The sequence below is a fragment of the Stutzerimonas sp. KH-1 genome (assembly GCF_054483855.1).
This window is the reverse complement of sequence record NZ_CM137011.1, coordinates 2,807,501-2,832,848: the sequence shown is the minus strand read 5'-3', so window position 1 is coordinate 2,832,848 and position 25,348 is coordinate 2,807,501. Positions and strand designations below refer to the sequence as shown.

The 25,348-nt window shown below is 62.0% G+C and carries 24 protein-coding genes (1 of these 24 only partly in view); 17 read left to right on the top strand and 7 right to left on the bottom strand.

Annotated elements, in window-relative coordinates:
- The first annotated feature begins 33 nt into the window (after positions 1-33).
- The 12 genes from ACX1DW_RS13755 to trpC all read left to right on the top strand — a co-directional run bounded on the left by ACX1DW_RS13755 (position 34) and on the right by trpC (position 14,403).
- Positions 34-1,065: an ABC transporter substrate-binding protein gene (locus ACX1DW_RS13755; RefSeq protein ID WP_458991705.1), complete on the top strand. Its 1,032-nt coding sequence runs from the start codon at positions 34-36 to the stop codon at positions 1,063-1,065.
- A 63-nt stretch (positions 1,066-1,128) separates the two neighbouring features.
- A complete protein-coding gene (locus ACX1DW_RS13750; protein ID WP_458991704.1) occupies positions 1,129-2,382 on the top strand; it encodes an ABC transporter permease in 1,254 nt (417 codons plus the stop codon).
- A gap of 63 nt (positions 2,383-2,445) precedes the next feature.
- On the top strand, positions 2,446-3,273 hold the full coding sequence (locus tag ACX1DW_RS13745) for an ABC transporter permease (RefSeq protein ID WP_011911951.1): 828 nt from the start codon (positions 2,446-2,448) through the stop codon (positions 3,271-3,273).
- An 18-nt stretch (positions 3,274-3,291) separates the two neighbouring features.
- Positions 3,292-4,752, top strand: a complete 1,461-nt coding sequence (gene gabD, locus ACX1DW_RS13740; RefSeq protein ID WP_458993407.1) for an NADP-dependent succinate-semialdehyde dehydrogenase — start codon at positions 3,292-3,294, stop codon at positions 4,750-4,752.
- A 157-nt stretch (positions 4,753-4,909) separates the two neighbouring features.
- On the top strand, positions 4,910-6,190 hold the full coding sequence (gene gabT / locus ACX1DW_RS13735; protein ID WP_063539667.1) for a 4-aminobutyrate--2-oxoglutarate transaminase: 1,281 nt from the start codon (positions 4,910-4,912) through the stop codon (positions 6,188-6,190).
- Between the two features lie 103 nt (positions 6,191-6,293).
- On the top strand, positions 6,294-6,968 hold the full coding sequence (rpe, locus tag ACX1DW_RS13730) for a ribulose-phosphate 3-epimerase (protein ID WP_045159403.1): 675 nt from the start codon (positions 6,294-6,296) through the stop codon (positions 6,966-6,968).
- Positions 6,965-7,666, top strand: coding sequence for a phosphoglycolate phosphatase (locus ACX1DW_RS13725; protein WP_458991703.1), 702 nt, complete (start codon positions 6,965-6,967; stop codon positions 7,664-7,666). Before rpe ends, ACX1DW_RS13725 begins: the two co-directional genes overlap by 4 nt.
- Before the next feature lie 180 nt (positions 7,667-7,846).
- Positions 7,847-9,325 (top strand): anthranilate synthase component I, encoded by a 1,479-nt coding sequence (gene trpE / locus ACX1DW_RS13720; protein WP_110778154.1) that lies wholly within the window; start codon positions 7,847-7,849, stop codon positions 9,323-9,325.
- A 146-nt stretch (positions 9,326-9,471) separates the two neighbouring features.
- Complete coding sequence (locus ACX1DW_RS13715; protein ID WP_458991702.1) at positions 9,472-11,625, top strand: putative bifunctional diguanylate cyclase/phosphodiesterase; 2,154 nt, start codon at positions 9,472-9,474, stop codon at positions 11,623-11,625.
- Between the two features lie 305 nt (positions 11,626-11,930).
- Positions 11,931-12,524 carry an aminodeoxychorismate/anthranilate synthase component II gene (locus ACX1DW_RS13710; protein ID WP_063539671.1) on the top strand — a complete coding sequence of 198 codons (594 nt, stop codon included), beginning with the start codon at positions 11,931-11,933 and terminating at the stop codon, positions 12,522-12,524.
- Complete coding sequence (trpD, locus tag ACX1DW_RS13705) at positions 12,524-13,570, top strand: anthranilate phosphoribosyltransferase (RefSeq protein WP_458991701.1); 1,047 nt, start codon at positions 12,524-12,526, stop codon at positions 13,568-13,570. Before ACX1DW_RS13710 ends, trpD begins: the two co-directional genes overlap by 1 nt.
- Complete coding sequence (trpC, locus tag ACX1DW_RS13700; protein WP_458991700.1) at positions 13,567-14,403, top strand: indole-3-glycerol phosphate synthase TrpC; 837 nt, start codon at positions 13,567-13,569, stop codon at positions 14,401-14,403. Before trpD ends, trpC begins: the two co-directional genes overlap by 4 nt.
- Before the next feature lie 39 nt (positions 14,404-14,442).
- On the opposite strand, the gene crp is transcribed toward trpC, so the two are convergent.
- Positions 14,443-15,087 (bottom strand): cAMP-activated global transcriptional regulator CRP, encoded by a 645-nt coding sequence (gene crp / locus ACX1DW_RS13695; RefSeq protein ID WP_037037793.1) that lies wholly within the window; start codon positions 15,085-15,087, stop codon positions 14,443-14,445.
- Positions 15,088-15,299: 212 nt separating this feature from the next.
- Here crp and ACX1DW_RS13690 point away from each other — a divergent pair, with 212 nt between their 5' ends.
- Positions 15,300-15,722: an OsmC family protein gene (locus ACX1DW_RS13690; RefSeq protein ID WP_063539674.1), complete on the top strand. Its 423-nt coding sequence runs from the start codon at positions 15,300-15,302 to the stop codon at positions 15,720-15,722.
- Positions 15,723-15,799: 77 nt separating this feature from the next.
- On the opposite strand, the gene coq7 is transcribed toward ACX1DW_RS13690, so the two are convergent.
- Both coq7 and ACX1DW_RS13680 read right to left on the bottom strand, forming a co-directional pair.
- On the bottom strand, positions 15,800-16,447 hold the full coding sequence (gene coq7 / locus ACX1DW_RS13685; RefSeq protein ID WP_156245578.1) for a 2-polyprenyl-3-methyl-6-methoxy-1,4-benzoquinone monooxygenase: 648 nt from the start codon (positions 16,445-16,447) through the stop codon (positions 15,800-15,802).
- Positions 16,448-16,508: 61 nt separating this feature from the next.
- Positions 16,509-16,850, bottom strand: a complete 342-nt coding sequence (locus ACX1DW_RS13680) for a histidine triad nucleotide-binding protein (protein WP_458991699.1) — start codon at positions 16,848-16,850, stop codon at positions 16,509-16,511.
- Between the two features lie 77 nt (positions 16,851-16,927).
- On the opposite strand from ACX1DW_RS13680, the gene ACX1DW_RS13675 reads away from it, so the two are divergent.
- Positions 16,928-18,403, top strand: a complete 1,476-nt coding sequence (locus ACX1DW_RS13675; protein ID WP_458991698.1) for an AAA family ATPase — start codon at positions 16,928-16,930, stop codon at positions 18,401-18,403.
- 16 nt (positions 18,404-18,419) lie between these two features.
- Here ACX1DW_RS13675 and ACX1DW_RS13670 read toward each other — a convergent pair whose 3' ends face one another.
- Complete coding sequence (locus ACX1DW_RS13670) at positions 18,420-19,358, bottom strand: DUF805 domain-containing protein (RefSeq protein ID WP_458991697.1); 939 nt, start codon at positions 19,356-19,358, stop codon at positions 18,420-18,422.
- A 111-nt stretch (positions 19,359-19,469) separates the two neighbouring features.
- Positions 19,470-19,898, bottom strand: a complete 429-nt coding sequence (hemJ, locus tag ACX1DW_RS13665; protein WP_063539679.1) for a protoporphyrinogen oxidase HemJ — start codon at positions 19,896-19,898, stop codon at positions 19,470-19,472.
- Between the two features lie 129 nt (positions 19,899-20,027).
- Here hemJ and argC point away from each other — a divergent pair, with 129 nt between their 5' ends.
- Entirely contained in the window at positions 20,028-21,062 is a 1,035-nt protein-coding gene (argC, locus tag ACX1DW_RS13660) for an N-acetyl-gamma-glutamyl-phosphate reductase (RefSeq protein WP_102839639.1), read from the top strand.
- 110 nt (positions 21,063-21,172) lie between these two features.
- A complete protein-coding gene (gene erpA, locus ACX1DW_RS13655) occupies positions 21,173-21,523 on the top strand; it encodes an iron-sulfur cluster insertion protein ErpA (RefSeq protein WP_003296689.1) in 351 nt (116 codons plus the stop codon).
- Positions 21,524-21,576: 53 nt separating this feature from the next.
- Here erpA and ACX1DW_RS13650 read toward each other — a convergent pair whose 3' ends face one another.
- Both ACX1DW_RS13650 and ACX1DW_RS13645 read right to left on the bottom strand, forming a co-directional pair.
- A complete protein-coding gene (locus ACX1DW_RS13650; protein WP_200600370.1) occupies positions 21,577-22,668 on the bottom strand; it encodes an anhydro-N-acetylmuramic acid kinase in 1,092 nt (363 codons plus the stop codon).
- Positions 22,669-22,670: 2 nt separating this feature from the next.
- On the bottom strand, positions 22,671-24,083 hold the full coding sequence (locus tag ACX1DW_RS13645) for a peptidoglycan DD-metalloendopeptidase family protein (RefSeq protein WP_102839641.1): 1,413 nt from the start codon (positions 24,081-24,083) through the stop codon (positions 22,671-22,673).
- 169 nt (positions 24,084-24,252) lie between these two features.
- Between ACX1DW_RS13645 and tyrS the strand changes: the two genes are divergently transcribed.
- Positions 24,253-25,348, top strand: the 5' portion of a protein-coding gene (tyrS, locus tag ACX1DW_RS13640; RefSeq protein ID WP_200600368.1) for a tyrosine--tRNA ligase. The gene runs 104 nt beyond the window's last position; the window shows 1,096 of its 1,200 coding nt (coding positions 1-1,096); its start codon is at positions 24,253-24,255; the stop codon falls past the right edge of the window.

Sequence of the window (25,348 nt, the reverse complement as noted above, 5' to 3'; positions counted from 1 at the left end):
AACCCAAACAACTGCATCAAGGAGCGAACTGTCATGAGCAACTACCTGAAACTGTCCGCGCTGGCGCTCGGGCTCGTCTGCGCCGGTCAAGCCACTGCCAACAGCCTCACCGCGGTGAGCTTCGGCGGCGCCAACAAGCAGGCCCAGGTCAAGGCCTTCTATCAGCCCTGGGAAGCCGCCGGTCACGGCCGCATCGTCGCCGGCGAATACAACGGCGAAATGGCCAAGGTCAAGGCGATGGTCGACACCAACAGCGTGTCGTGGAACCTGGTGGAAGTGGAGTCGCCGGAGCTGTCCCGTGGTTGCGACGAAGGGCTGTTCGAGGAGCTCGACCCGGCCATCGTCGGCAATCCGGACGACTTCGTTGAAGGCGCGATCCAGCCCTGCGGTGTGGGCTTCTTCGTCTGGTCGACGGTGCTGGCCTACAACGCCGACAAGCTGAAAAGCGCGCCGGCCAGCTGGGCGGATTTCTGGGATACCGAGAAATTCCCCGGCAAGCGCGGCCTGCGCAAGGGTGCCAAGTACACCCTGGAATTTGCGCTGATGGCCGATGGTGTGCCGGCCAAGGAGGTCTATCAGGTGCTGGCCACCAAGGACGGCCAGAACCGCGCCTTCAGGAAGCTCGATCAGCTCAAGCCGCATATCCAGTGGTGGGAAGCCGGCGCGCAGCCGCCGCAGTTCCTCGCCTCCGGCGACGTGGTGATGAGCAGCGCCTACAACGGCCGCATCGCTGCCGTGCAGAACGAGAGCAACCTGCAGATCGTCTGGAACGGCGGCATCTACGACTTCGATTCCTGGGCCATCCCAAAGGGTGCCAAGAGTCAGGAGCAGGCACGCAAGTTCATCGCCTTCACCGTCGAGCCGCAGCAGCAGAAGGCCTATGCCGAGAACATCGCCTATGGCCCGGCGAACACCCAGGCCGTGTCGCTGCTGGATGAAAAGCGCCTGGCGCAGATGCCCACCGCGCCGGAGAACATTGCCGACCAGGTGGCGATGGACGTGACCTTCTGGGCCGACTACGGCGAACAGCTCGAACAGCGTTTCAACGCCTGGGCAGCACGCTGACCCTGGAGCCCCGCCGCACTGGCGGGGCCGGTCCCAGCCATCGGAACGAATCGCGGAGTCTTCATGGCCACAGCAATATCCCTGCCGGCGAACGAGATCGCCGAGCCCAATCTGAAACAGCGACTGGCACGGGCCGAGCGGGTGAACAAGCTCAAGTCGCAGGCGCTGATCCTGCCGCTGCTGCTGTTCGTGCTGCTGACCTTTCTGGTGCCCATCGCCTCGCTGCTCTGGCGCAGCGTCGAGAATCCGGAGGTGGTGAACACGCTGCCACGCACGCTGGAGGCGCTGGCCGCATGGGATGGTCGCGGACTGCCGGCGGAACCCGCCTACCAGGCATTGGCCGAGGATCTCTATCAGGCGCGTCGCGAGCAAACCCTGGGCGATCTGTCCAAGCGGCTGAACATGGAGCTGGCCGGCTACCGCAGCCTGCTGACCAAGACCGCGCGAGCGCTGCCGTTCCGCGAGACGCCCGCGTCGTATCAGGAGGCGCTGGAGTCGCTCGACGAGCGCTGGGGCGATCCGGCGTTCTGGCAGATCATCCAGCGTAACGACAGTGCGGTGACCGGTTATTACCTGCTGGCGGCGCTGGATCACCGCATTGACGAGCTGGGTGAACTGGCCAAGGTCTCGCCGGATCAGGCGGTGTATCTGGACATCTTTGCCCGGACCTTCTGGATGGGCCTGGTGATCACGGTGGTCTGCCTGCTGCTGGCCTATCCGCTGGCCTATCTGTTGGCCAACCTGCCGGCGCGGCAGAGCAACCTGCTGATGATCCTGGTGCTGCTGCCGTTCTGGACCTCGATTCTGGTGCGCGTCGCCGCGTGGATCGTGCTGCTGCAGTCGGGCGGGCTGATCAACGGCGCGCTGCTCAAGATGGGCCTGATCGACGAGCCGCTGCAGCTGGTGTTCAACCGCACCGGTGTGTACATCGCCATGGTGCACATCCTGCTGCCGTTCATGATCCTGCCGATCTACAGCGTGATGAAGAACATCTCGCCGAGCTACATGCGTGCGGCGGTCTCGCTGGGCTGTCACCCGTTCGCCAGCTTCTGGCGGGTGTACTTCCCGCAGACGCTGGCCGGGGTCGGTGCCGGCAGCCTGCTGGTGTTCATCATCGCCATCGGCTACTACATCACCCCGGCGCTGCTCGGCAGCCCGAACGACCAGATGGTCAGCTATTTCGTCGCCTTCTATACCAACACCACCATCAACTGGGGCATGGCCACGGCGCTGGGCGGCCTGCTGCTGCTCGCCACCATGCTGCTGTACGTCATCTACAGCTGGCTGGTCGGTGCCAGTCGCCTGCGGCTGGGTTGAGATGACGCACGTCGCGGCGCGGCCGCCTTTTCAGAGTCTTCATGCCGGCCAGGAGAACCGTTCATGCTGAGCCCCTACATGTCGCCCGTCGAACGGGCCTGGTACTACGCGCTGCGCATCCTCTGCGCGCTGGTGCTGCTGTTTCTGATCGTGCCGGTGCTGGTCATCGTGCCGCTGTCGTTCAACTCCGGCTCGTTCCTGGTCTATCCGCTGCAGGGGTTCTCGTTGCGCTGGTACGAGGCGCTGTTCACCTCGGCGGACTGGATGCGCTCGCTGAAGAACAGCCTGCTCATCGCGCCAGCCGCGACCTTGCTCGCCGTGGTCCTTGGCACCCTGGCGGCGGTCGGCCTGACCCGCGCGGAGTTCCGCGGCAAGGCGCTGCTGATGACAGTGCTGATCTCGCCGATGGTGGTGCCGGTGGTGATCATCGGTGTCGCCAGCTACCTGTTCTTCGCACCGCTGGGCATGGGCAACAGCTACCTGTCGCTGATCCTGGTGCACGCGGTGCTCGGCGTGCCGTTCGTGATCATCACGGTGTCGGCGACGCTGCAGGGCTTCAACTACAACCTGGTGCGCGCTGCGGCCAGTCTCGGCGCCTCGCCGCTGACGGCGTTCTTCCGGGTGACCCTGCCGCTGATCGCACCGGGGGTGATTTCCGGCGCGCTGTTCGCCTTCGCCACCTCGTTCGATGAAGTGGTGGTGACGCTGTTCCTCGCCGGCCCCGAGCAGATCACCCTGCCACGGCAGATGTTCAGCGGCATCCGCGAGAACCTCAGCCCGACCATCGCCGCCGCGGCGACGTTGCTGATCGGCTTCTCCATCGCTCTGCTGCTGACCCTGGAGTGGCTGCGAGGCCGCGCCGAGAAGCTGCGCACCCAACAACCTGCCTGACGGAATACGCACATGACTCTGCAACTTGGGCAACCCCATCTGTTGCGCCAAACGGCCTATCTCAACGGTGAATGGTGCGAGGCCGACAGTGGCGCGCGCACCGAGATCTTCAACCCGGCCACCGGCGAGCTGATCGGCGCCGTGCCGAACATGGGCCGTGGTGAAACCCGCCGCGCCATCGAAGCCGCGCAGGCAGCCCAGCCGGCCTGGCGCGCGCTGACCGCGAAGGAGCGCGCTGCGGGCCTGCGGCGGTGGTACGAACTGATGCTGGAGAATCAGGAAGACCTGGCGCGGATCATGACCGCCGAACAGGGTAAGCCGCTGGCCGAGGCGCGGGGTGAGGTGGCCTACGCCGCATCCTTCCTCGAATGGTTCGCCGAGGAAGGCAAGCGCCTGTACGGCGACGTGATCCCGGCCCACGCGGGCGACAAGCGCATCCTGGTGCAGAAGGAGCCGGTCGGTGTCACCGCGGCAATCACGCCGTGGAATTTCCCCAGCGCGATGATCACCCGCAAGGCCGGCCCGGCCCTCGCCGCGGGCTGCGCCATGGTGCTCAAGCCGGCACCGCAGACACCATTCTCGGCGCTGGCACTGGCCGCACTGGCCGAGCGCGCGGGCATCCCGGCGGGGCTGTTCAGCGTGATCACCGCCGATGCCGCCATGTCCCGCGAAGTGGGCGCCGAGCTCTGTGAACACCCGGTGGTGCGCAAGCTCTCGTTCACCGGCTCGACGGCGGTGGGCATCAAGCTGATGCAGCAGTGCGCGCCGACGCTGAAGAAGCTCTCCTTGGAGCTTGGCGGCAACGCGCCCTTTATCGTCTTCGACGACGCCGATCTGGACGCGGCGGTCGAGGGCGCGATGATCTCCAAGTACCGCAACGCCGGGCAGACCTGCGTATGTGCCAATCGCATCTACGTGCAGGACGGCATCTACGACGCCTTCGTCGACAAATTCTCCGCGGCGGTCGCGCGGCTGAAGGTCGGCAACGGAGCGGAGGAGGGCGTGACCACCGGTCCGCTGATCGACGCCGCAGCCGTGGCCAAGGTGCAGCGCCATCTGCAGGACGCGCTGGACAATGGCGCCACCCTGCTGGCCGGCGGCAAGCCCCATGTCTTGGGTGGCAACTTCTTCGAGCCGACGCTGGTGGGCGGCGTCACTGCCGAGATGGCCGTGGCGCGCGAGGAAACCTTCGGCCCGCTGGCGCCGCTGTTCCGCTTCCGCGATGAGGCCGAGGTGATCCGCCAGGCCAACGACACCGAGTTCGGCCTCGCCGCCTACTTCTACGCACGCGACCTGAGCCGCGTGTTCCGCGTCGCCGAGGCGCTGGAGTACGGCATGGTCGGCATCAACACTGGGGTGATTTCCACCGAGGTGGCGCCGTTCGGTGGCATGAAGGCATCGGGCCTCGGTCGTGAAGGCTCGAAGTACGGCCTGGATGAATACGTGGAAATCAAATACCTGTGCCTGGGCGGCATCTGACCAAGCGGCTCAAATCAGGCGTGCAAAATAATGCACGGAGTTTTACTGTAATCCGAACGCTTCGGATGGTGCGGCAGTCGATCATCGTATGCTGCCGCACCCGCTTCCTGGCGTTCTTTCCGACCCGTGCCGACGATGAGCGGCTACCGAGGAGCTTATGAGCAAGACCAACGAATCCCTGATGCAACGCCGTGTCGCCGCTGTTCCCCGTGGCGTCGGCCAGATCCACCCGATCTTTGCCGACCACGCGAAGAACAGCAGCGTGGTGGATGTGGAGGGCCGCGAGTTCATCGATTTCGCCGGCGGCATTGCCGTGCTGAATACCGGCCACCTGCATCCGAAGATCGTCAAGGCGGTGGAAGACCAGCTGCACAAGCTCACCCACACCTGCTTCCAGGTGCTGGCCTACGAGCCGTACGTCGAGCTGTGCGAGAAGATCAACGCGCGGGTGCCGGGTGATTTCGCCAAAAAGACCCTGCTGGTCACCACCGGCTCCGAGGCCGTGGAGAACGCGGTGAAGATCGCCCGCGCCGCCACCGGCCGTGCCGGCGTGATTGCCTTCACCGGCGCCTATCACGGCCGCACCATGATGACCCTCGGCCTGACCGGCAAGGTCGCCCCGTACTCCGCCGGCATGGGCCTGATGCCCGGCGGGATCTTCCGTGCGCAGTATCCCTGCGCAATCCATGGTGTCAGTGTCGATGACTCGATCGCGAGCATCGAGCGCATCTTCAAGAATGACGCCGAGCCGCGCGACATCGCCGCGATCATCGTCGAACCGGTGCAGGGCGAGGGCGGCTTCAATGTCGCACCGAAGGATTTCATGGCCCGCCTGCGCGCGCTCTGTGACGAGCACGGCATCCTGCTGATCGCCGACGAGGTGCAGACCGGCGCCGGGCGCACCGGCACCTTCTTCGCCATGGAGCAGATGGGCGTGGTCGCCGACCTGACCACCTTTGCCAAGTCGGTCGGCGGCGGCTTCCCGATCGCCGGCGTGTGCGGCAAGGCCGAGATCATGGATGCCATCGCGCCCGGCGGGCTGGGTGGCACCTATGCCGGCAACCCGCTGTCCTGCGCGGCGGCGCTGGCGGTCATGGAAATCTTCGAGGAGGAGCATTTGCTCGACCGCTGCAAGGCCGTGGCGGAGAAGCTCACCGCCGGCCTCAAGGCGATCCAGGCCAAGCACAAGGAGATCGGTGAGGTGCGCGGCCTCGGCGCGATGATCGCCATTGAGCTGTTCGAGGATGGCGACCTGGCGCGACCGGCCGCGGCGCTCACGTCGCAGATCGTCGCCCGGGCGCGGGAGAAGGGATTGATCCTGCTGTCCTGCGGTACCTACTACAACGTGCTGCGCGTGCTGGTGCCGCTGACCGTCGAGGACGAGCTGCTCGAGCGCGGCCTGGCCATCCTCGGCGAGTGTTTCGACGAGCTGACCTGATCCGACCTGGCGCGCCGGCATTCGTGAGCGGATGTCAGGCGCGCCGCAACCCTGACCCCTCGGGTACAATGCGCGGCATCTTGCCGTGCAACCCGAGGTCGTCATGCAGCCGTTCGCCATCGCCCCTTCGATTCTTTCCGCCAATTTCGCCCGCCTGGGCGAGGAAGTGGACAACGTGCTGGCCGCCGGCGCCGACATCGTCCATTTCGACGTGATGGACAACCACTACGTGCCAAACCTGACCATCGGCCCGATGGTCTGCTCGGCGCTGCGCAAGCATGGCGTCACCGCGCCCATCGACGTGCACCTGATGGTCAAGCCGGTGGATCGCATGATCGGCGACTTCCTCGAGGCCGGCGCGACTTACATCACCTTCCATCCGGAAGCCTCGGAGCACATCGACCGTTCGCTGCAGCTGATCAAGGACGGCGGTGCCAAGGCCGGTCTGGTGTTCAATCCGGCGACGCCGTTGGACGTGCTCAAGTACGTCATGGACAAGATCGACATGGTCCTGCTGATGAGCGTCAACCCCGGCTTCGGCGGGCAGAAGTTCATTCCCGGCACGCTGGACAAGCTGCGCGAGGCGCGCGCCCTGATCGACGCCAGCGGCCGCGAGATTCGCCTGGAGATCGATGGCGGCGTCAATCCGAAGAACATCCGCGAGATCGCCGCAGCAGGCGCCGACACCTTCGTCGCCGGCTCGGCCATCTTCAACCAGCCGGACTACAAAGCGGTGATCGACCAGATGCGCGCCGAGCTGGCGCTGGCCCGCCCATGACTCGCCTGGAGCAACTGTTCGACGGCACGCTACCGCGGCTGGTGATGTTCGATCTGGACGGCACCCTGATGGACTCGGTACCGGACCTGGCGGCCGCGGTGGACAAGATGCTGATGCTGCTCGGCCGCCCACCGGCCGGTGTGGCCCGCGTGCGCGACTGGGTCGGCAACGGTTCGCGAGTGCTGGTGCGCCGCGCCCTGGCCGGTAGCTACGAGCATGCCGGTGTCGATGAGGACGAGACCGATGCCGCGTTGGCGCTGTTCATGCAGGCCTATGCCGGCAGCCATGCCTTGACCACCGTCTACCCTGGGGTGCGTGAGTGCCTGGATTGGCTGGCCGCGCACGAGGTGGCACTGGCGGTCATCACCAACAAGCCGGCACAGTTCGTCGCGCCGCTGCTGGAGGAGAAGGGTCTGGGTGATTACTTCGGCTGGCTGGTTGGAGGCGATACGCTGCCGCAGCAGAAGCCTGATCCGGCGGCGCTCTTCTGGGTGATGGACAAGGTCGGCGCGACGCCCGCCGAGTCGCTGTTCATCGGTGATTCGCGCAATGACGTGCGGGCCGCGCAGGCCGCCGGTGTGCCCTGCGTCGGGCTGAGCTACGGCTACAACCATGGCCGGCCTATCGAGGAGGAGCGCCCGGATCTGGTACTCGACGACCTGCGCCTGCTGGTTGCTTCGGATTCGGGGCTGCGCTAGTGTGGCCGGACTCTTTTTGCCCCGCCTCAAGAGAAAAACTCGTGGTGATTAGCCGCAAACAATGGATGAACGTCATCAAGGCCCTGGCCCGTTGGCGCTGGCGCGCCTGACTCTTCCTGCCGGCCCGGCCGGTGCGTTTGCCGTTGTTCGATCGAATCCTCCTCAGACCACGAGGCTGACATGACCCGCGAAGAATTCCTGCGTTTGGCCGACGAAGGCCACAACCGCATCCCCCTGTCGTTCGAGACGCTCGCCGACTTCGACACCCCGCTGTCGCTGTACCTGAAACTGGCCGACGCGCCGAACTCCTATCTGCTCGAATCCGTCCAGGGCGGTGAGAAGTGGGGGCGATACTCGATCATCGGACTGCCTTGCCGCACCGTGCTGCGCGTTCACGGCTATCAGGTGCGGGTGACCGTCGATGGGATCGAGACGGAAAGCCTGGAGGTCGAGGACCCGCTGGCCTTCGTCGAGGCCTTCAAGCAGCGCTACCGGGTTGCGCCGGTCGAAGGGCTGCCGCGCTTCAATGGCGGACTGGTGGGCTATTTCGGCTACGACAGTGTGCGCTACGTCGAGCGTAAGCTCGGCAACTGTCCCAACCCTGACCCGCTGGGTACGCCGGATATCCTGCTGATGGTCTCCGACGCAGTGGTGGTATTCGATAACCTCGCCGGCAAGCTGCACTGCATCGTGCTTGCCGACCCGGCCGCCGAGGACGCCTACGCGCAGGGCCAGGCCTACTTGGCACAGCTGCGCCAGCGCTTGCGCCAGCCGGTCGTGCCGCGCCTGGGGCTGGACTTCGAGGCCGGGCCCGGCGCGGAGCCGGCGTTCCGCTCGAGCTTCAGCCGCGAGGATTTCGAGCAGGCGGTTTGCCGCATCAAGGACTACATCCTGGCTGGTGACTGCATGCAGGTGGTGATTTCCCAGCGCATGTCGATCCCGTTCAGGGCTGCGCCGATCGATCTCTACCGCGCGTTGCGCTGCTTCAACCCGACGCCCTATATGTACTTCTTCAACTTCGGCGACTTCCATGTGGTGGGCTCGTCGCCGGAAGTGCTGGTGCGCGTCGAGGACGGCCTGGTTACCGTGCGACCGATCGCCGGCACCCGTCCGCGCGGCGCCAGCGAGGAGGCCGACCTGGCGCTGGAGCAGGACCTGCTGTCCGACACCAAGGAACTGGCCGAGCACCTGATGCTGATCGACCTGGGTCGCAACGATGTCGGGCGGGTCGCCGAAACCGGCTCGGTGAAAGTCACCGAGCAGATGGTCATCGAGCGCTACTCCAACGTCATGCACATCGTTTCCAACGTTACCGGCCAGCTCAAGGCGCCGCTGTCGGCGATGGATGCGCTGCGCGCGATCCTCCCGGCGGGCACGCTCTCCGGTGCACCGAAGATCCGTGCCATGGAGATCATCGACGAGTTGGAGCCGGTCAAACGTGGCGTCTATGGCGGCGCGGTGGGCTACCTGGCGTGGAACGGCAACATGGACACCGCCATCGCCATCCGCACCGCTGTGATCAAGGATGGCGAGCTGCATGTACAGGCCGGTGCCGGCATCGTCGCCGACTCGCAGCCGGCGCTGGAGTGGGAAGAGACGCTGAACAAGCGCCGCGCCATGTTCCGCGCAGTGGCGTTGGCGGAGAAGGGTAGCGACTGACCCGGACGCGGCGCGATTCACTTATCCGGTGAAATGCGACTAAAGTCCGCGTGCTTTGTATGGTAATGGCAGTTGGCTATGCCTATAGTCGGTGAACGCCGGGCTAGAGCGCCTGGCTGCCAACTTCCATCATCTTCGACCTGCCGATGCCCCTGACTCCCAGCTCCGGTTCTGCCAATCCACCGCGTCAGTTATGGGCTTCAGTGCTGACCGTCGCGCTCACCGGGCTGCTGGTGCTGGTCTACCTGCTCTCGAGCCTGCTGGATTTCAGAGGTAGTCCGGTTTGGTTTCCGTTGCCCCTGCACATCGTCATGGAAACCTTCGCCATCACCGTGGCGATTCTGGTGTTTGCCGTGGCTTGGCACAGTCAGCAACCGGTGCATCTGTCCAACCCACTGCTGGCCTGTTCGTTTCTCGCCATCGCGCTGCTCGATATGGCGCACACGCTTTCCTACCAAGGCATGCCTCTCTGGGTGACGCCTGCGTCACCGGAGAAGGCGATCGCGTTCTGGCTGGTGTCCCGCTTCGTGCTCGCGCTGACGCTCTTGGTCATAGCCTGCCGCCTGTGCGTGACCCTGCCACGCTATGTGCTGCTCGTATCGGCACTGGGCCTGGTGGCCCTGGTGGGCTATCTGCAGCTTTTCCAGCCGCAGCTGTGGCCGCGTACCTTCATCGAAGGTCAGGGGTTGACCGCTTTCAAGGTCAGCATGGAATGGCTGTTGATCGCGTTGTTCGCGCTGGCCGCCTGGCTGTTCTGGCGTAACCGTGCAGAAAGCGACGCAGCCTATTTCGACGGTTTGCTGGCCGCGACGCTGATCTCGATCCTCGCCGAGCTGTGTTTCACCGCCTACACCAGCGTGAACAGCTTCTACAGTCTGCTCGGACATGCTTACAAGATCGTGTCCTACTGCTTCATCTACCAGGTGGTGTTCGTTTCCAGCGTGCGCGCCCCGTACCAGCGTCTGGCCATCGAAATGAACGAGCGGGTGGCGGCACAGCAGCGTGCCGATTACGTCACCTATTTCGACAGCCTGACGGGACTGCCCAATCTCAGTCTGCTGGAAGAGCGTACACGCCAGGCAATCGCAGCGGCCCATAGCCTGAAGGGGGCCGTGGCGGTGCTCTATATCGACATCGACCACTTCAAGATGGTGAACGACTCCTTTGGACGCGCGTTTGGCGATGAGTTGCTGTGTATCACCGGCTCCCGACTGCGGGCGGTACTGCCCGACAGTGCCGTGCTGGCTCGTGCAGGTGGCGACGAGTTCGTCGTGCTGCTGGCGGACCCGAGGGATGCCGATGGTGCTTCCGCAGTGGTTCAGCATGTGCTGGAGAGGTTGGGCGAACCCTTCATGATCCAGAAGCAGCAGATGGTGGTCTCGATCTCGGTCGGGGTCGCGGTCGGGCCTGACGACGGAATGGATTTCACCTGCCTGCTGCGCAATGCGGAAATGGCCATGTACAAGGCCAAGGAAGCCGGCCGTCGCACCTGGTGTTACTACAATCCTGAGCTCGATACGGAGGTGCGCGGCCGGCTCTTGCTGATCAACGGGCTGCGCTTGGCGATCGAGCGGCAGGAGTTGCTGCTTGAGTATCAGCTGCAGCTCGATCTCGGCAGCGGCAAGGTGGTCGGTGCGGAGGCACTGGTTCGCTGGCAGCACCCGCAGTGGGGGCTACTGTCGCCGGGGCGGTTCATCCCGGCGGCGGAGCAGAGCGGCCTGATCGTCGATCTCGGCAAGTGGATCATTCTGGAAGCTTGTCTGCAGGCTGCCCGCTGGCGTGCCGAAGGGCTCGGTGTTCCGCAGGTCGCGGTGAATGTCGCGGCGGTGCAGCTGCACCAGGGATCGCTGGTGGACACCGTAGCCGCAGCACTTGAGCAGAGCGGCCTGCCTGCGGCGGCCCTCGAGCTGGAGCTGACCGAATCCAGCCTGGTCGAAAATACCGAGCAGGTGATGGCTACCTTGGCAAGGCTCAAGGGCCTGGGTGTGAAGCTGGCAATCGATGACTTCGGTACCGGCTATTCCTGCCTGGCATACCTTCGCCGCCTGTCGGTGGACACGCTGAAAATCGATCGCTCCTTCGTCAATGACCTGGCGAACGAGGATGGCCATGCCATTGTCGCCGCGATCATCCAGATGTCCGAGTCGCTGGGGCTCAATACGCTGGCCGAAGGGGTGGAAAATGCGGAAACTGCGGCCGAGTTGCGCCGGCTCGGCTGCCGCCAGGCCCAGGGATTCCTGTATGCGCGGCCGGTTCGCGCAGCGCAGCTGCCTGATGCGATTGCCTCCCTGAGTAGCTAGGTTCGCCATCGCTTGTCGATGGCTGTCGGGTATCGCTCTGGTATAGTCCGTTGAAATCGTGGCCTGGCATGGGCTACTTTGCGCTGACCGCCCTGCGAGGCCTTTCTGTGATATTCAGCAGTATTCTCCTGATGCGCCTGTTCAAGGCCAATGCCCGGTGGCGTTGGCGCGCCTGATCCCCATCGTTGGCTCCGTGCCGAAATAGCCATTCACGCCTGCCCTTCGAGCGCTTCCCGCGTCGCTACCGCGACGTCCGAAGCTCGCGGCGGGCGCTGGATCAGTCTCAAGCCTTTAGGGTGACGCAAATGCTGCTAATGCTGGATAACTACGATTCCTTTACCTACAACGTCGTGCAATACCTGGGCGAGCTAGGTGCCGAGGTGAAGGTTGTACGCAACGACGAACTTAGCGTGGCCGAGATCGAAGCCTTGAAGCCCGAGCGCATCGTCGTATCGCCGGGCCCCTGTACACCGAATGAGGCCGGCGTATCGCTGGAACTGATCCGTCACTTCGCCGGCAAGTTGCCGATTCTCGGGGTCTGTCTTGGACACCAGAGCATCGGTCAGGCGTTCGGTGGCGATGTGGTTCGCGCTCGCCAGGCCATGCATGGCAAGACCAGCCCGGTGTTCCATCATGACCAGGGCGTCTTCGCCGGCCTGAACAACCCACTCAATGTCACCCGCTATCACTCGCTGGTGGTCAAGCGTGAAACCCTTCCGGACTGCCTGGAAGTCACCGCATGGACACAGCTGGACGATGGGGCGGTGGACGAGATCATGGGGCTGCGGCATCGGACGATGAACGTCGAAGGTGTGCAGTTCCATCCGGAGTCGATCCTCACTGAACAGGGGCATGAACTGTTCGCCAACTTTCTGAAGCAGACCGGAGGCATGCGCTGATGGATATCAAGGAAGCCCTCAACCGCATCGTCGGTCAGCTGGACCTGACCACTGAGGAAATGCAGGCAGTGATGCGCCAGATCATGACGGGGCAGTGCACTGACGCACAGATCGGCGCCTTCCTCATGGGCATGCGCATGAAGAGCGAGACGATCGACGAGATTGTCGGTGCGGTGCAGGTGATGCGCGAGCTGGCCGAGCCAGTGCGTTTCGCGACGGAAAAGCTGGTCGACACCTGTGGCACTGGCGGCGATGGGATGAATATCTTCAACGTCTCGACGGCGGCCTCCTTCGTTGTCGCTGCAGCGGGCGGCAAGGTGGCCAAGCACGGCAACCGCGCCGTATCCGGCAAGAGTGGCAGCGCCGATCTGCTCGAGGCGGCTGGGGTGTATCTCGACCTCACCCCGGAGCAAGTGGCTCGCAGCGTCGATACAGTCGGTGTCGGCTTCATGTTTGCGCCGGCCCACCATGGCGCCATGAAGCACGCCGCTGGGCCGCGGCGCGAGCTGGGTTTGCGTACCCTGTTCAATATCCTCGGGCCAATGGCCAATCCAGCCGGTGTGCGCCATCAGGTACTCGGGGTGTTCAGCAAGGCGCTGTGCCGACCGATGGCCGAGGTGCTGCTGCGCTTGGGCAGCAAGCATGTCCTGGTCGTCCATGCGCAGGACGGCTTGGACGAGATCAGCCTGGCTGCGCCCACTCATGTGGCCGAACTAAAGGATGGTCAGATTCACGAATACGACGTTCAGCCGGAGGATTTCGGCATCAAGAGCCAGAGCCTCATCGGCCTCAACGTCGAAGACGCCCTGGGCTCGCTGACCTTGATCCGCGATGCGCTGGGACGCCGGCAGAGCGAGAACGGGCAGAAGGCCGCCGACATGATCGTGCTGAACGCTGGCGCCGCACTCTATGCCGCAGATCTGGCAACCAGCCTCAAGCAAGGCGTGGAGATGGCGCACGATGCGCTTAGTACCGGGCTGGCGCGCGACAAGCTGGAGGAGCTGGTGTCCTTCACCGCAGTGTTCAAGCAGGAGAACAAGAAATGAGCGTGCCGACCGTGCTGGAAAAGATCATTGCGCGGAAGTTCGAGGAGGTTGCTGAACGCAGCCGACAGGTTGGACTGAGCGATCTCGAGCAGCGTGCGAGGTTGGCCGATCCGGTGCGCGGGTTTGCCGCAGCGTTGGAGCAGCGTGTTCGCAGCAAGGAGGCGGCGGTGATCGCCGAAGTGAAAAAGGCGTCACCGAGCAAGGGCGTGATTCGAGAGCCATTCCTGCCGGCCGACATCGCCACTAGCTATGCGGCAGGCGGTGCCACCTGCCTTTCTGTGCTGACCGACGTCGATTTCTTTCAGGGCGCAGACAGTTATCTGCAGCAGGCTCGCGCGGCCTGTTCGCTGCCGGTGATCCGCAAGGACTTCATGGTCGACCCCTATCAGGTGGTCGAGGCGCGCGCACTCGGGGCTGACTGCATCCTGTTGATCGTTGCGGCATTGGACGACGCACGCATGCATGAGCTAGCGGCGGTCGCCAAGGAGCAGGGGCTGGATGTGCTGGTGGAGGTGCACGACGGCGATGAGCTGGAGCGAGCGTTGCACCTGGATACTCCGTTGGTGGGCATCAACAACCGAAACCTGCATACCTTCGAGGTCAGCCTTGAAACCACGCTGGATCTGCTGCCGCGGGTACCGAAGGACCGTCTGGTGATTACCGAGAGCGGCATTCTCAATCGTGCGGATGTCGAGCTGATGGAAATCAATCAGGTCTACGCGTTTCTGGTCGGTGAGGCCTTCATGCGTGCCGAACAACCTGGGAGCGAACTGCAGCGCCTGTTCTTCCCTGATCGCGTGCGGGCGCGTGCCGCACCTGCCGATCCGGAATGACGCCTGCCTGCGTTGCGCAGGCAGGCGCTGTGGCCTCGGTCAGCGGGTGCCGAACACCACCATGGTCTTGCCTTTCACATAGACAAGACCTTGCGACTCCAGGCTCTTGAGCACTCGCCCGACCATTTCCCGGGAACAACCAACGATTCGGCCGATTTCCTGGCGGGTAATCTTGATCTGCATGCCGTCGGGATGAGTCATCGCATCCGGCTGTTTGCACAGATCGAGTAGCGTGCGCGCGACACGGCCGGTGACATCGAGAAACGCCAAATCGCCCACCTTGCGCGTGGTATTGCGTAGACGCTCGGCCATCTGGCTGCCGAGTGCGTAGAGGATATCCGGGTCTTGCTGGGTCAGCTCGCGGAACTTTGCATAGCTCAGTTCAGCCACTTCGCATTCGGTCTTCGCGCGAACCCAGGCGCTGCGTTCTTTTTCTGCACCTTCTTTCTCGAAAAGCCCCATCTCTCCGAAGAAATCGCCAGCGTTCAGGTACGCGATGATCATCTCGCGGCCGTCATCGTCCTCGATGAGAATGGTGACCGAGCCTTTGACGATGAAAAATAGCGACTCGCAACGGTCGCCAGCATAGATGATGGTGCTTTTTGCCGTGTACCGCCGTCTATGGCAGTGCGCGAGCAACTTGTCGATATTCTTTATCTTGGGCGTAAGAGTGATAGCTACCATGCTGTGGGTCCCGGATAAGTACTTAATAAAGGCTGATTATTGTTATATGTCGCTGTCATTCAGCTGTCGCCAGCTTAACAGACGCAGGTGCGCCGGCAACAAGTTGCGACAATCGAAACGAGAGGGTCAACGCACCTTTAGTCGCGTGCCCCGTCGCGGCCGATCCCGAGGGCCATGGTAAGCTATTTGCCCTGTTTTTTATGGAGCTGACGATGAAAGCGCGCATTCAATGGGTCGATGGCGCCATGTTTCTCGGTGAGTCTGGCAGCGGACACGTCGTCGTGATGGACGGACCGCCCGAGAGCGGTGGTCGCAATCTCGGGGTGCGACCGATGGAGATGTTGCTGCTGGGCCTTGGCGGCTGCAGCAACTTCGATGTGGTCAGCATCCTCAAGAAGTCCCGCCAGGCGGTGGAAAGTTGTGAGGCCTTCGTGGAAGCCGAGCGGGCGTCGGAGGATCCGAAGGTATTCACGCGCATCCATTTGCGTTTCGTCGTCAAGGGACGCGGATTGAAGGAGGCGCACGTCAAGCGGGCGGTTGAACTATCGGCCGAGAAATACTGCTCGGCATCCATCATGCTCGGTCGCGCAGGTGTGGAGATCAGCCACTCATACGAAATCGTCGAGCTGGGATGAGCCGTTCGCACCGGCCGGTACGGTTGGCTGTATTGCCGAGCCAGGTCTCGTGAGTTTCATGGACCTGGCTGGTCCGGTCAGATTCGATAAGTGGCTTTGGTCATGACCTTGGACATCAGGCTCATGCCGAACTTGATCGGGGCTGGAAACCGCAGGCCGCCAGCCTCGATGGCTGCCGTTGAGTGCTGCGCTTCGTCCTCGCGCATCTGTTCGAGAATGGCCCGCGACTTGTCGTCCCCCGCCGGCAGCTGGCCAAGGTGCTCGTCCAGATGCTTGCAGACCTGATCTTCGGTGGCGGCGACGAAGCCGAGGCTGATGCGATCGCTGATCAGCCCGGCGGATGCGCCGATCCCGAAGGACAGCCCGTAGAATAGCGGGTTGAGCACGCTGGTATGGCTGCCCAGCTGTCGTATCCGTTGTTCACACCAGGCCAGGTGATCGACTTCCTCGTCCGCGGCCTGTTCCATTGCCTGACGTACATGCGGCAACCGCGCCGTCAGCGCCTGTCCCTGATACAGCGCCTGGGCGCAGACTTCGCCGGTATGGTTGATGCGCATCAGTCCGGCGACGTGCCTTGTTTCGCTCTCGGTGAGCTCGCTGTCGTTCTTCAGCACGGCAGGCGAAGGCCTCGATGGCTGCCCGCTAAACGGTAGCAAGGTACGGAGCGCGGCGTCGGCCTGCATCAACAGGCGGTCGGCTGGGGAGTAGTGACGTTGGCTGGACATGATTCCCTCCTGGAGAGGTGAGGCCGATAACGAGGTTATGGATAACTTATCAGTGTGGCCGTCAGCCCGGCGGCCAATGCATCTGACGTTTTCCCAACACGTGCATATGGATGTGATGGACCGTCTGGCCACCCAAGTCGTTGCAATTGACGACCACCCGAAAGCCGTCCTGACACCCTTGCTCACTGGCCAGTCGTTGGGCGGTGAAAAGCATATGCCCTGCCAGCGCGTTGTCCGTCTTCGCGTCTAGGTCGTGCAGCGTGGCGATGTGCTTCTTCGGAATCAGCAGAAAGTGTACTGGTGCCTGAGCGGCGATATCGTGGAAGGCGATAATCTGATCGTCTTCATAGAGCTTGCGCGCGGGAATTTCCCCGACCACGATCTTGCAAAAAAGACAATCCATGACGGTTCTCCGTGGGAGATCGGTCGCACAGTGTATCAGGGCATCCAGGCCGGAGTGAGCCTGCGCAGGGAGATGGCGTGAGAAACGATATTCATGATCTGGGCCTGGTCCTGGAGTCGCGGGTCAAGCTGGTGCTGGTCGAGTCGTGGGATGAGCGGAGAGTGCTCGAGACGTTGACCGGGCTTGCCGTTCGGCGCGGTGTGGGCCTGTATGTCTGGGCTGCCACCGAAGGACTGCGGCACCTGGTGTTTGGCGGGGAGCTGCACGGCGGAGAAGACAGCCGCAAGCCCGCAAGCGCACTGGAACTGGTGAAGCATGATCCACTCGCCAATCTTTACGTGTTCTGCGATCTGCACCCCTATCTCGATGATCCTGTCCTGGTCCGCCTGCTCAAGGACATCGCGATGAAGGAGTCGTCCTCGGCGCCTACTGTCGTGCTGGTATCCCATGCGCTCAAGCTTCCGCCGGAGGTGCAGCGTTACTCGTCTCGCTTCAGCCTGTCCCTGCCTGTCGAAGAGGAGCTGCTGGCCATCGTCCGTGAGGAAGCGACCCGCTGGAGCGAGCGCAACCGTGGCGCGCGGGTGCGTACGGATAACCGTACGTTGCAGCAGGTCGTGAAGAACTTACGAGGTCTGAGCCATGCCGAGGCGCGCGCACTGGCGCGGAATCTGATCTGCGATGACGGCGCCATTACTCAGGAAGATCTTCCGGAGCTCAATCGCAGCAAGTTCCAGCTGCTGGATCTGGACGGTGTGCTGGGCTTCGAACACGAGACGGCCCGCTTCGCGGAAGTCGGCGGGCTGGGGAACTTCAAGCGCTGGCTGGCGGCGCGCCAGGCGGCGTTCTTGTCCGAGACCGACGACCGGCCGCGCGGCGTCATGCTCGTCGGCGTCCAGGGTGGCGGCAAGAGTCTGGCCGCCAAGGCCGTAGCGGGGCTGTGGGGGCTGCCACTGCTGCGCCTGGATTTTGCCTGCCTGTACAACAAGTACTTCGGGGAAACCGAGCGGAATTTGCGAGAAGCACTCGCGCTGGCCGAACAGATGGCGCCGTGCGTGCTATGGATGGATGAGATCGAAAAAGGGTTGGCAGTCGGAGATATGGATGGCGGGGTAAGCCAGCGAGTGCTGGGCACGCTGTTGACCTGGATGGCTGAGCGCGCTGCGCCGGTCTTCCTGGTCGCCACTGCCAATGTGATCAAGCGGCTGCCCCCCGAACTGCTGCGAAAGGGGCGCTTCGACGAACTGTTCTTCGTCGACTTGCCGGATGCGGCGACGCGGATCGACATATTTCGCATCCATCTCGAACGGCGCGAGCTGGCACCCGACACATTGGAGCTTGCATCGCTGGCCGAAGCCAGCGATGGTTTCTCTGGTGCCGAGATCGAGCAGGTGGTCGTGAGTGCGGTCTACGCGGCGCAGGCACAACAGCGACAGGTCGATCAGGCCATGTTGCTCGATTGCATCCGCACCACGTCGCCGCTATCGGTTGTCATGGCCGAAGAGCTCGCGGCGCTACGCCAGTGGGCGAGCGGGCGGACAGTGTGCGCCGACTAAGCTACGTGGGCCTTCATCAGCCTATTTCGCGGGACAGGCTCAGCAGCGACGGTAGCGCTGCCACACCGACAAGGATCAGTACCAGCCACAGCGTGGCGAGTAACTTCACGGCGCGACTGTTAGGGGGAGGCGGCGACCCATATCGATTGGCTTCCTTGGTGCCTGGCACCAGTAGCATGGCGAAGGGAAAGAGGCTGCCTATTACAGGCACCAGGTTCAGCAGAATCAACCAGCCGGACCAGCCAAAATCATGCAGACGCTGTACGCCGATCAGCACGCTGACGACCGCGAATGCAACGCCTGCCAGAGCCATGCAAATCAGGCCGGCGGTAGGTGACATGGCCATGATGATGGCCGCGAGCCCGAACAGCCCCGCTCCGGCGAACATGATGACCATCGACCACGCGAGATAGCGCAGGCGTCCGATCCGCCCTGACACCGAAAGGGGTTTGAGTTCGCCGTGCAGCGGCAGGGTTTCATCAACGTCGGCAGCTGGCGGCGCATAGGGCGAGTTCGGGGGCGCGGCAGCAGAGGGCATGTTCTGCTGTAGTAACGACTGGCGAGCCAGATACTTATCGAAAACAATGCCGCACGCCTGGCAGATGGAGGCTCGCTCCTGCACATGGCCGCACTTCGGGCATTCCATGGTCCCGACTACGGCCTGGTCAGTCGGGTTAGCGGTATCCTCGTGCATCTGCACCAGGCTGAGCTCTCGGGCGGGCTGCTCCTGAGCCTTGTGGGCCTTTGCCCCGGCACGCTGCAGTGCGGCAAGGTACTTATCCGCCTCCGCCCTGGTGAGGCGGCGCTTGAGGACCGTGGCCTCCCCGCCGAAAAGCTTGTCGATCTTGCCGGTGTCGGTTTTGAACAACGCCGCCAGGTTTTCCTTGACGGTCTGCTGATTCATCCCGGATTCAAGCTCGCCTTTGAAGACGATTCTGTACTGAGCTTCTTGCATGCGGCATCCATGTCACGACGTTGTTGGGCGAGAACAGTAGAGCGCTGTTCTCGCCTGGGCAAGGTGGCTCAATCAGGACCCTGCGCCGGATAACAGATTCTCTTCGGGAGATCAGAACGGCCTGACTACGACCAGAATGACGATGGCGACAAGGAACAGGACTGGCACTTCGTTGAACCAGCGATAGAACACATGACCGCGCATGTTCTCGTCACGGGCGAAGCGCTTGAGTTGGGCGCCGCAGATGTGGTGATAGCCGATCAGGAGCGCCACCAATGCTAGTTTTGCATGCAGCCAGCCGCCGGTACTGAACAGACTAGGGTTGAGCACGATCATCCATATCCCTAAACCAAGGGTCGCGATCATCGATGGCAGCATGATGCCGCGATACAGCTTGCGTTCCATCACCTTGAAACGCTCCCGACTAGGCTGGTCTTCGCTCATTGCGTGATAGACGAATAGCCGGGGCAGGTAGAATAAGCCGGCGAACCAACAGACTACCGCAATGATGTGCAGCGCTTTGAGCCAGAGGTAAAGCATCGATTGAATCCTTCAAGGACAGGTGCGTCGATATTAGAGGCTGGGGAAAGGCCCGTCATCCCGGCGGTTGGCCCGAAACCAAAGCAGCTTTATCATCGCGTTCTTTCTGGATCCAGTTGAGGGCAGGGCATGATCAAGGTCGGTATCGTTGGCGGCACAGGCTATACGGGCGTGGAGTTGCTTCGCCTGCTCGCCCAGCATCCGCAGGCCGAAGTGGCAGTCATCACTTCTCGCTCAGAGAATGGCGTCAAGGTGACTGACATGTATCCGAACCTGCGAGGCCACTATGATGGCCTTGCTTTCAGCGTTCCCGACACGACCACGCTGGGCGACTGTGATGTGGTGTTTTTCGCTACGCCGCATGGTGTGGCGCACGCGCTTGCCGGTGAGCTTCTAGCAGCCGGTACCCGTGTCATTGACCTCTCTGCTGATTTCCGATTGCAGGATGCAGACGAATGGGCCAAATGGTACGGCCAGCCTCACGGGGCGCCCGAGCTGCTACCTGAGGCGGTGTACGGTTTGCCGGAGGTCAACCGGGAGCAGATAAAGACCGCACGGCTCATTGCCGTTCCTGGTTGTTATCCCACGGCTACGCAACTTGGTTTCATTCCTCTGCTCGAGCAAGGGCTGGCCGACGCGTCGCGTTTGATTGCAGACTGTAAGTCGGGTGTCAGCGGTGCCGGCCGTGCGGCGAAGATCGGCTCCTTGTTCGCCGAGGCAGGCGAAAGCATGATGGCCTATGGGGTGAAAGGTCACCGGCACCTTCCCGAGATCAGCCAAGGCCTGCGCCGGGCCGCCAATGCTGATGTCGGACTCACCTTTGTCCCGCATCTGACGCCGATGATTCGCGGTATTCACGCCACGCTATACGCAACGGTGACTGACGCATCGGTCGATCTGCAGAAGCTGTATGAGCAGCGTTATGCCAATGAACCGTTTGTCGACGTAATGCCTGCCGGGAGCCACCCCGAGACGCGCAGTGTGCGTGGGGCGAATGTTTGCAGGATTGCTGTTCATCGCCCTCAGGACGGCGACTTGGCGGTTGTGCTGTCGGTGATCGACAATCTGGTGAAGGGCGCTTCGGGTCAGGCCGTGCAGAACATGAACATCCTGTTTGGCCTGGACGAGCGTACAGGCCTTGGCAATGTAGCCTTGTTACCCTGATGACGTGTCGTGCCCGACCGACTGGGCATGTCGAATAGTTGACCGGTTTTGTCGGGAAAGCCGATAATGCACCGTCAACGCAGTAGGGCGTTTTACGCCAGGAGAACCCAATGAGTGTCGAATCCTTCACGCCCACCGCCATCCAGTTCAGTCAGGGGGCTGCGAGCAAGGTGAAGAGCCTCGTCGACGAGGAAGGCAATCCGCGCTTGAAGCTGCGTGTCTTCGTTACCGGAGGGGGCTGCTCGGGTTTCCAGTACGGCTTCACGTTTGACGAGGACATCGCCGATGACGACACCGTGATCGAGCGAGAGGGCGTGAGTTTGGTGGTAGATCCCATGAGCTACCAATACCTGGCTGGTGCGGAAGTCGATTACCAGGAGGGGTTGGAAGGTTCTCGTTTCGTCATAAAGAACCCGAACGCGACTACTACCTGTGGATGTGGCCAGTCCTTCTCGATCTGAGTGCTGGTGCTGCAAGGAAAACGCCGTGCTATGCACGGCGTTTTCGTTTGGGCTCAAGCCGGGTAGATCGCGCCGAGGATTCGGTTCCCGCGTGCACCGGTCACTCGCGGGCGATTTGCAGGTATTCCTTCCAAACAACAATGGGCCAGCCAGGCGAACGCCATCGCTTCCACCCAGTCCGGCGGAACGCCGTGGCTCTGTGTGCTGAGCACTTGGCTGCGCGGGAGCAGCGCTTCCAAGCGATGCATCAATGCTTGGTTGTGCGCGCCCCCGCCGCAAACCAGTAGTTCTTCCGTGTCGGGTTGTGCTGCCATAAGTGAATCGCAGATGCTACTGGCCGTGAGCTCCAGCAAGGTTGCCTGGACGTCTTCAGGGCGCATGGCTTCATAACGGGCGAGGTGTTCATCAAGCCAGGCAGGATTGAATAGTTCGCGTCCGGTGCTCTTGGGGCCCTTCGTCGTGAAGAACTCTTCAGCGAGCATGGCGTCGAGCAATGGTTGCACCACCGTACCCTGCGCCGCCCAGTCGCCATTACGATCGAACGGTTGCGCCATGTGGCGCCATACCCAGGCGTCCATCAAGACATTTCCGGGGCCGCAATCGAAACCGTAAGAGGGTTGGCCCGGGGACAAAAGGCTTAGGTTGCAAAAGCCACCTATGTTCAGCACTGCGCGAGCCTTGCTGCTGTCTCCAAAGACGGCCTCATGAAAGGCTGGCACCAGAGGTGCGCCCTGGCCGCCAGCAGCAACATCACGCCGGCGAAAGTCGGCAACGACATTGATGCCGGTCAGCTCAGCCAGTAGCGCAGGATTGCCAATCTGTATCGTGAAACCTCGATGCGGCTCGTGCCTAACGGTCTGTCCGTGGCTCCCGATGGCGCGTATCGCTTGCGGTGATAACCGCTGTTCGCCCAGCAAATTGAGAATTGCTTCTGCTGCCAGCTGCACCCAATGCTGCTCGGCGATGGCGCAGCGCGCCAATTCGTCTTGCCCAGGCGAGCACAGGGCAAGAAGATCCTGGCGAAGCGATGCTGGCATGGGCACGAAGTGTGTGGCGAGCAGTCGCGTGTGGCTGTTTTGCTCGACAAGTGCGACATCCAGCCCATCCAGGCTGGTACCAGACATCACGCCCAGATACAGGGACATGTTTATTCCTGGTTAAGGGCCAGCATGGTTGCCTTCTCTTCGTCCATGCGAGCCATGAGTGGCTGGCTCAGCTGCATGAAACGCTGCTTTTCATTCTTGGCGATTGGGTCAGCCATGGGCAGCTTCAGGCCCAGCGGATCTACATGGACGCCGTCCACCTGAAACTCGTAATGCAGGTGCGGACCGGTAGAAAGACCGGTAGTGCCGATGTAGCCGATGATCTGCCCCTGCTTGACGCTTGATCCATTGCGCACGCCCTTGGCGAATCCTTGCATGTGAGCGTAGAGCGTACGATAGCGTTGGCCGTGCTGAATGATCACCGTGTTTCCGTATCCCCCTTTGCGTCCAGCAAGCAGTACCTTGCCATCGCCGGCGCTCTTGATCGGGGTTCCGCGTGGTGCGGCGTAATCGACGCCTTTGTGGGCGCGGATTTTGTTCAGAATCGGATGCTTGCGGCCATTGGAGAATCGGGAGCTGATCCTGGCGAAGTCGACCGGAGTTCGAATGAACGCCTTTCGCATGCTGGTCCCGTCAGCATTGTAATAACTGGTCGCGCCGTCCTTGTTGGTATAACGGACCGCCGAGTAGGTTTTGCCTCGGTTGGTGAAGCGCGCGGCAAGAATATTGCCCGTTCCGACGCGTTCACCGCCCACGGTTTTCTCTTCGTAAAGCACTTCGAAACTGTCACCCTTGCGAATGTCGAGTGCGAAGTCGATGTCGTAGCCGAACACGTTGGCCAGATCCATGGTCAGATTGTGGCTCAGACCGGCACGCCTCGCCGCTAGGAACAGGCTGCTATCAATCTCGCCGCGAGCATAGACCGTACCGACTTCAGGCTTTATCTGCTCCTTCTTGAAGGCATACCCGTCGGCACGTTTCTCTAGGGCAAGGGTCTCCAGGCTGTTGAGCTTGCTTCGCAGGCTCGCAAGGTCGCCTTGCTCTGTCAGCTTGAACTCAAGCGTCTGGCCGATTCTCAGTCGGGAAAACTGCTTGGCTTCCTGGCTGCTTGAGAGCACGGCATGCATAGTTGCTGGCGATAGGCCAACTTTTGCGAATACCGTCGATAGCGTATCCCCGTTGGCTACCACGACGGTTTTTTCGAGAGGATCCACTAGGGGTTCAACGACTTGAGCGTTCAGTTCGCCTGGCTCGCCGCCTTGCTTGGATTCGTGTGACGGCCCTTGCGCCGGTGGTTGTGCGAAAGGGGAATGGTCCGTGTTCGGGAGATTCGTTTCTTGCTCCCCGATGGAATGATCTAAAGAAGATTCCAGTTTCAGGTCGATGAAGGTCTTCTTCGCTTCTACCTCGCGTGAAGGGAACACGAGCAGAGCCAGGCTCAACAACGCAGCTACACCACTGGCAGCCAGAAGATGGCTCTTGGGGTAGTTAGGAGCTTTCGATTTGGAAGGCATCATTCGGCGTCTGGCATTTTGAACGGGAAATAACTGTCTAAAATATAAGCAAAGCCCTGATGAAGCAACCCTTGCGGCGGGTGAGCTGCCGGTCGGTTCGGGCCCGTGGTTTGTAAACGGCCTGCGATATTGTAAGGTTGTCGCCCTTTAATAAATGGTACGGGGCATTGCCATGAAGTCGGTTCAAGAGCAGCTATCGGTGATCAAGAGAGGCGCTGATGAGGTGCTCGTCGAGTCTGAGCTAATCGCTAAGCTCGAGCGAGGCGAGCCGCTGCGCGTCAAGGCTGGATTCGATCCGACGGCTCCCGATCTTCACCTCGGTCACACAGTACTGATCAACAAGATGCGTCAGCTCCAGGATCTGGGGCATCAGGTGGTCTTCCTTATAGGTGATTTCACCGGGATGATTGGTGACCCAAGTGGCAAAAGTGCCACGAGGCCGCCGCTGACGCGCGATCAGGTGCTGGAGAATGCCGAGACCTATAAGGCTCAAGTCTTCAAGATTCTGGATCCGGCAAGAACGGAAGTGGCTTTCAACTCTGCATGGATGGATAAGCTGTCGCCTGCGGACTTCATACGCCTGGCTTCGCAGTACACCGTCGCGCGCATGCTCGAGCGCGACGACTTCAGCAAGCGGTACTCGACCAATCAGCCGATTGCCATCCATGAGTTTCTCTATCCGCTGGTTCAGGGCTATGACTCAGTCGCGCTCAAAGCTGATATCGAGCTCGGCGGGACAGACCAGAAATTCAACCTGCTCATGGGGCGTGAGTTGCAGCGGGCGTACGGGCAGTCATCCCAGTGTGTAGTGACTATGCCGCTGTTGGAGGGTTTGGATGGCGTCAAGAAGATGTCCAAGTCGCTCGGGAATTACGTTGGGATCCAGGAGGCTCCCGGTGTGATGTATAGCAAGCTGGTGTCGATTCCTGATTCGCTCATGTGGCGGTATTTCGAATTGCTCAGCTTCCGCTCGGAGGAAGAGATCGCCGAGTTCCGCTCTGACGTTGAGCGTGGAGCCAATCCGCGTGACATCAAGATCAAGCTGGCGGAAGAGATTGTGGCGCGTTTTCATGGCGACGAAGCGGCTGCGACGGCTCATCGCTCGGCAGGTAATAGAATGAAGGATGGCGAGCTGCCAGAGGACTTGCCCGAGATTGAGTTGGTTTCGGAGATAGACATGCCGATTGCCGCTGTTCTTAATAAGGCTGGGCTTGTTAAGAACGCCGCCATGGCGCGCGATCTGCTCGGCTCTGGTGGGGTGCGCGTCG

What these genes read in the sequence shown, in the direction of transcription:
- argC (WP_102839639.1), top strand. Translation starts at nt 20,028, where the DNA reads ATGATCAAGGTCGGTATCGTTGGCGGCACAGGCTATACGGGCGTGGAG.
- ACX1DW_RS13690 (WP_063539674.1), top strand. Translation starts at nt 15,300, where the DNA reads ATGAAAGCGCGCATTCAATGGGTCGATGGCGCCATGTTTCTCGGTGAG.
- ACX1DW_RS13755 (WP_458991705.1), top strand. Translation starts at nt 34, where the DNA reads ATGAGCAACTACCTGAAACTGTCCGCGCTGGCGCTCGGGCTCGTCTGC.
- crp (WP_037037793.1), bottom strand. Translation starts at nt 15,087, where the DNA reads ATGGTAGCTATCACTCTTACGCCCAAGATAAAGAATATCGACAAGTTG.
- trpC (WP_458991700.1), top strand. Translation starts at nt 13,567, where the DNA reads ATGAGCGTGCCGACCGTGCTGGAAAAGATCATTGCGCGGAAGTTCGAG.
- hemJ (WP_063539679.1), bottom strand. Translation starts at nt 19,898, where the DNA reads ATGCTTTACCTCTGGCTCAAAGCGCTGCACATCATTGCGGTAGTCTGT.
- ACX1DW_RS13670 (WP_458991697.1), bottom strand. Translation starts at nt 19,358, where the DNA reads ATGCAAGAAGCTCAGTACAGAATCGTCTTCAAAGGCGAGCTTGAATCC.
- ACX1DW_RS13715 (WP_458991702.1), top strand. Translation starts at nt 9,472, where the DNA reads ATGCCCCTGACTCCCAGCTCCGGTTCTGCCAATCCACCGCGTCAGTTA.
- ACX1DW_RS13680 (WP_458991699.1), bottom strand. Translation starts at nt 16,850, where the DNA reads ATGGATTGTCTTTTTTGCAAGATCGTGGTCGGGGAAATTCCCGCGCGC.
- ACX1DW_RS13645 (WP_102839641.1), bottom strand. Translation starts at nt 24,083, where the DNA reads ATGATGCCTTCCAAATCGAAAGCTCCTAACTACCCCAAGAGCCATCTT.
- gabT (WP_063539667.1), top strand. Translation starts at nt 4,910, where the DNA reads ATGAGCAAGACCAACGAATCCCTGATGCAACGCCGTGTCGCCGCTGTT.
- ACX1DW_RS13725 (WP_458991703.1), top strand. Translation starts at nt 6,965, where the DNA reads ATGACTCGCCTGGAGCAACTGTTCGACGGCACGCTACCGCGGCTGGTG.
- rpe (WP_045159403.1), top strand. Translation starts at nt 6,294, where the DNA reads ATGCAGCCGTTCGCCATCGCCCCTTCGATTCTTTCCGCCAATTTCGCC.
- ACX1DW_RS13745 (WP_011911951.1), top strand. Translation starts at nt 2,446, where the DNA reads ATGCTGAGCCCCTACATGTCGCCCGTCGAACGGGCCTGGTACTACGCG.
- ACX1DW_RS13650 (WP_200600370.1), bottom strand. Translation starts at nt 22,668, where the DNA reads ATGTCCCTGTATCTGGGCGTGATGTCTGGTACCAGCCTGGATGGGCTG.
- ACX1DW_RS13710 (WP_063539671.1), top strand. Translation starts at nt 11,931, where the DNA reads ATGCTGCTAATGCTGGATAACTACGATTCCTTTACCTACAACGTCGTG.
- coq7 (WP_156245578.1), bottom strand. Translation starts at nt 16,447, where the DNA reads ATGTCCAGCCAACGTCACTACTCCCCAGCCGACCGCCTGTTGATGCAG.
- erpA (WP_003296689.1), top strand. Translation starts at nt 21,173, where the DNA reads ATGAGTGTCGAATCCTTCACGCCCACCGCCATCCAGTTCAGTCAGGGG.
- trpD (WP_458991701.1), top strand. Translation starts at nt 12,524, where the DNA reads ATGGATATCAAGGAAGCCCTCAACCGCATCGTCGGTCAGCTGGACCTG.
- trpE (WP_110778154.1), top strand. Translation starts at nt 7,847, where the DNA reads ATGACCCGCGAAGAATTCCTGCGTTTGGCCGACGAAGGCCACAACCGC.
- ACX1DW_RS13750 (WP_458991704.1), top strand. Translation starts at nt 1,129, where the DNA reads ATGGCCACAGCAATATCCCTGCCGGCGAACGAGATCGCCGAGCCCAAT.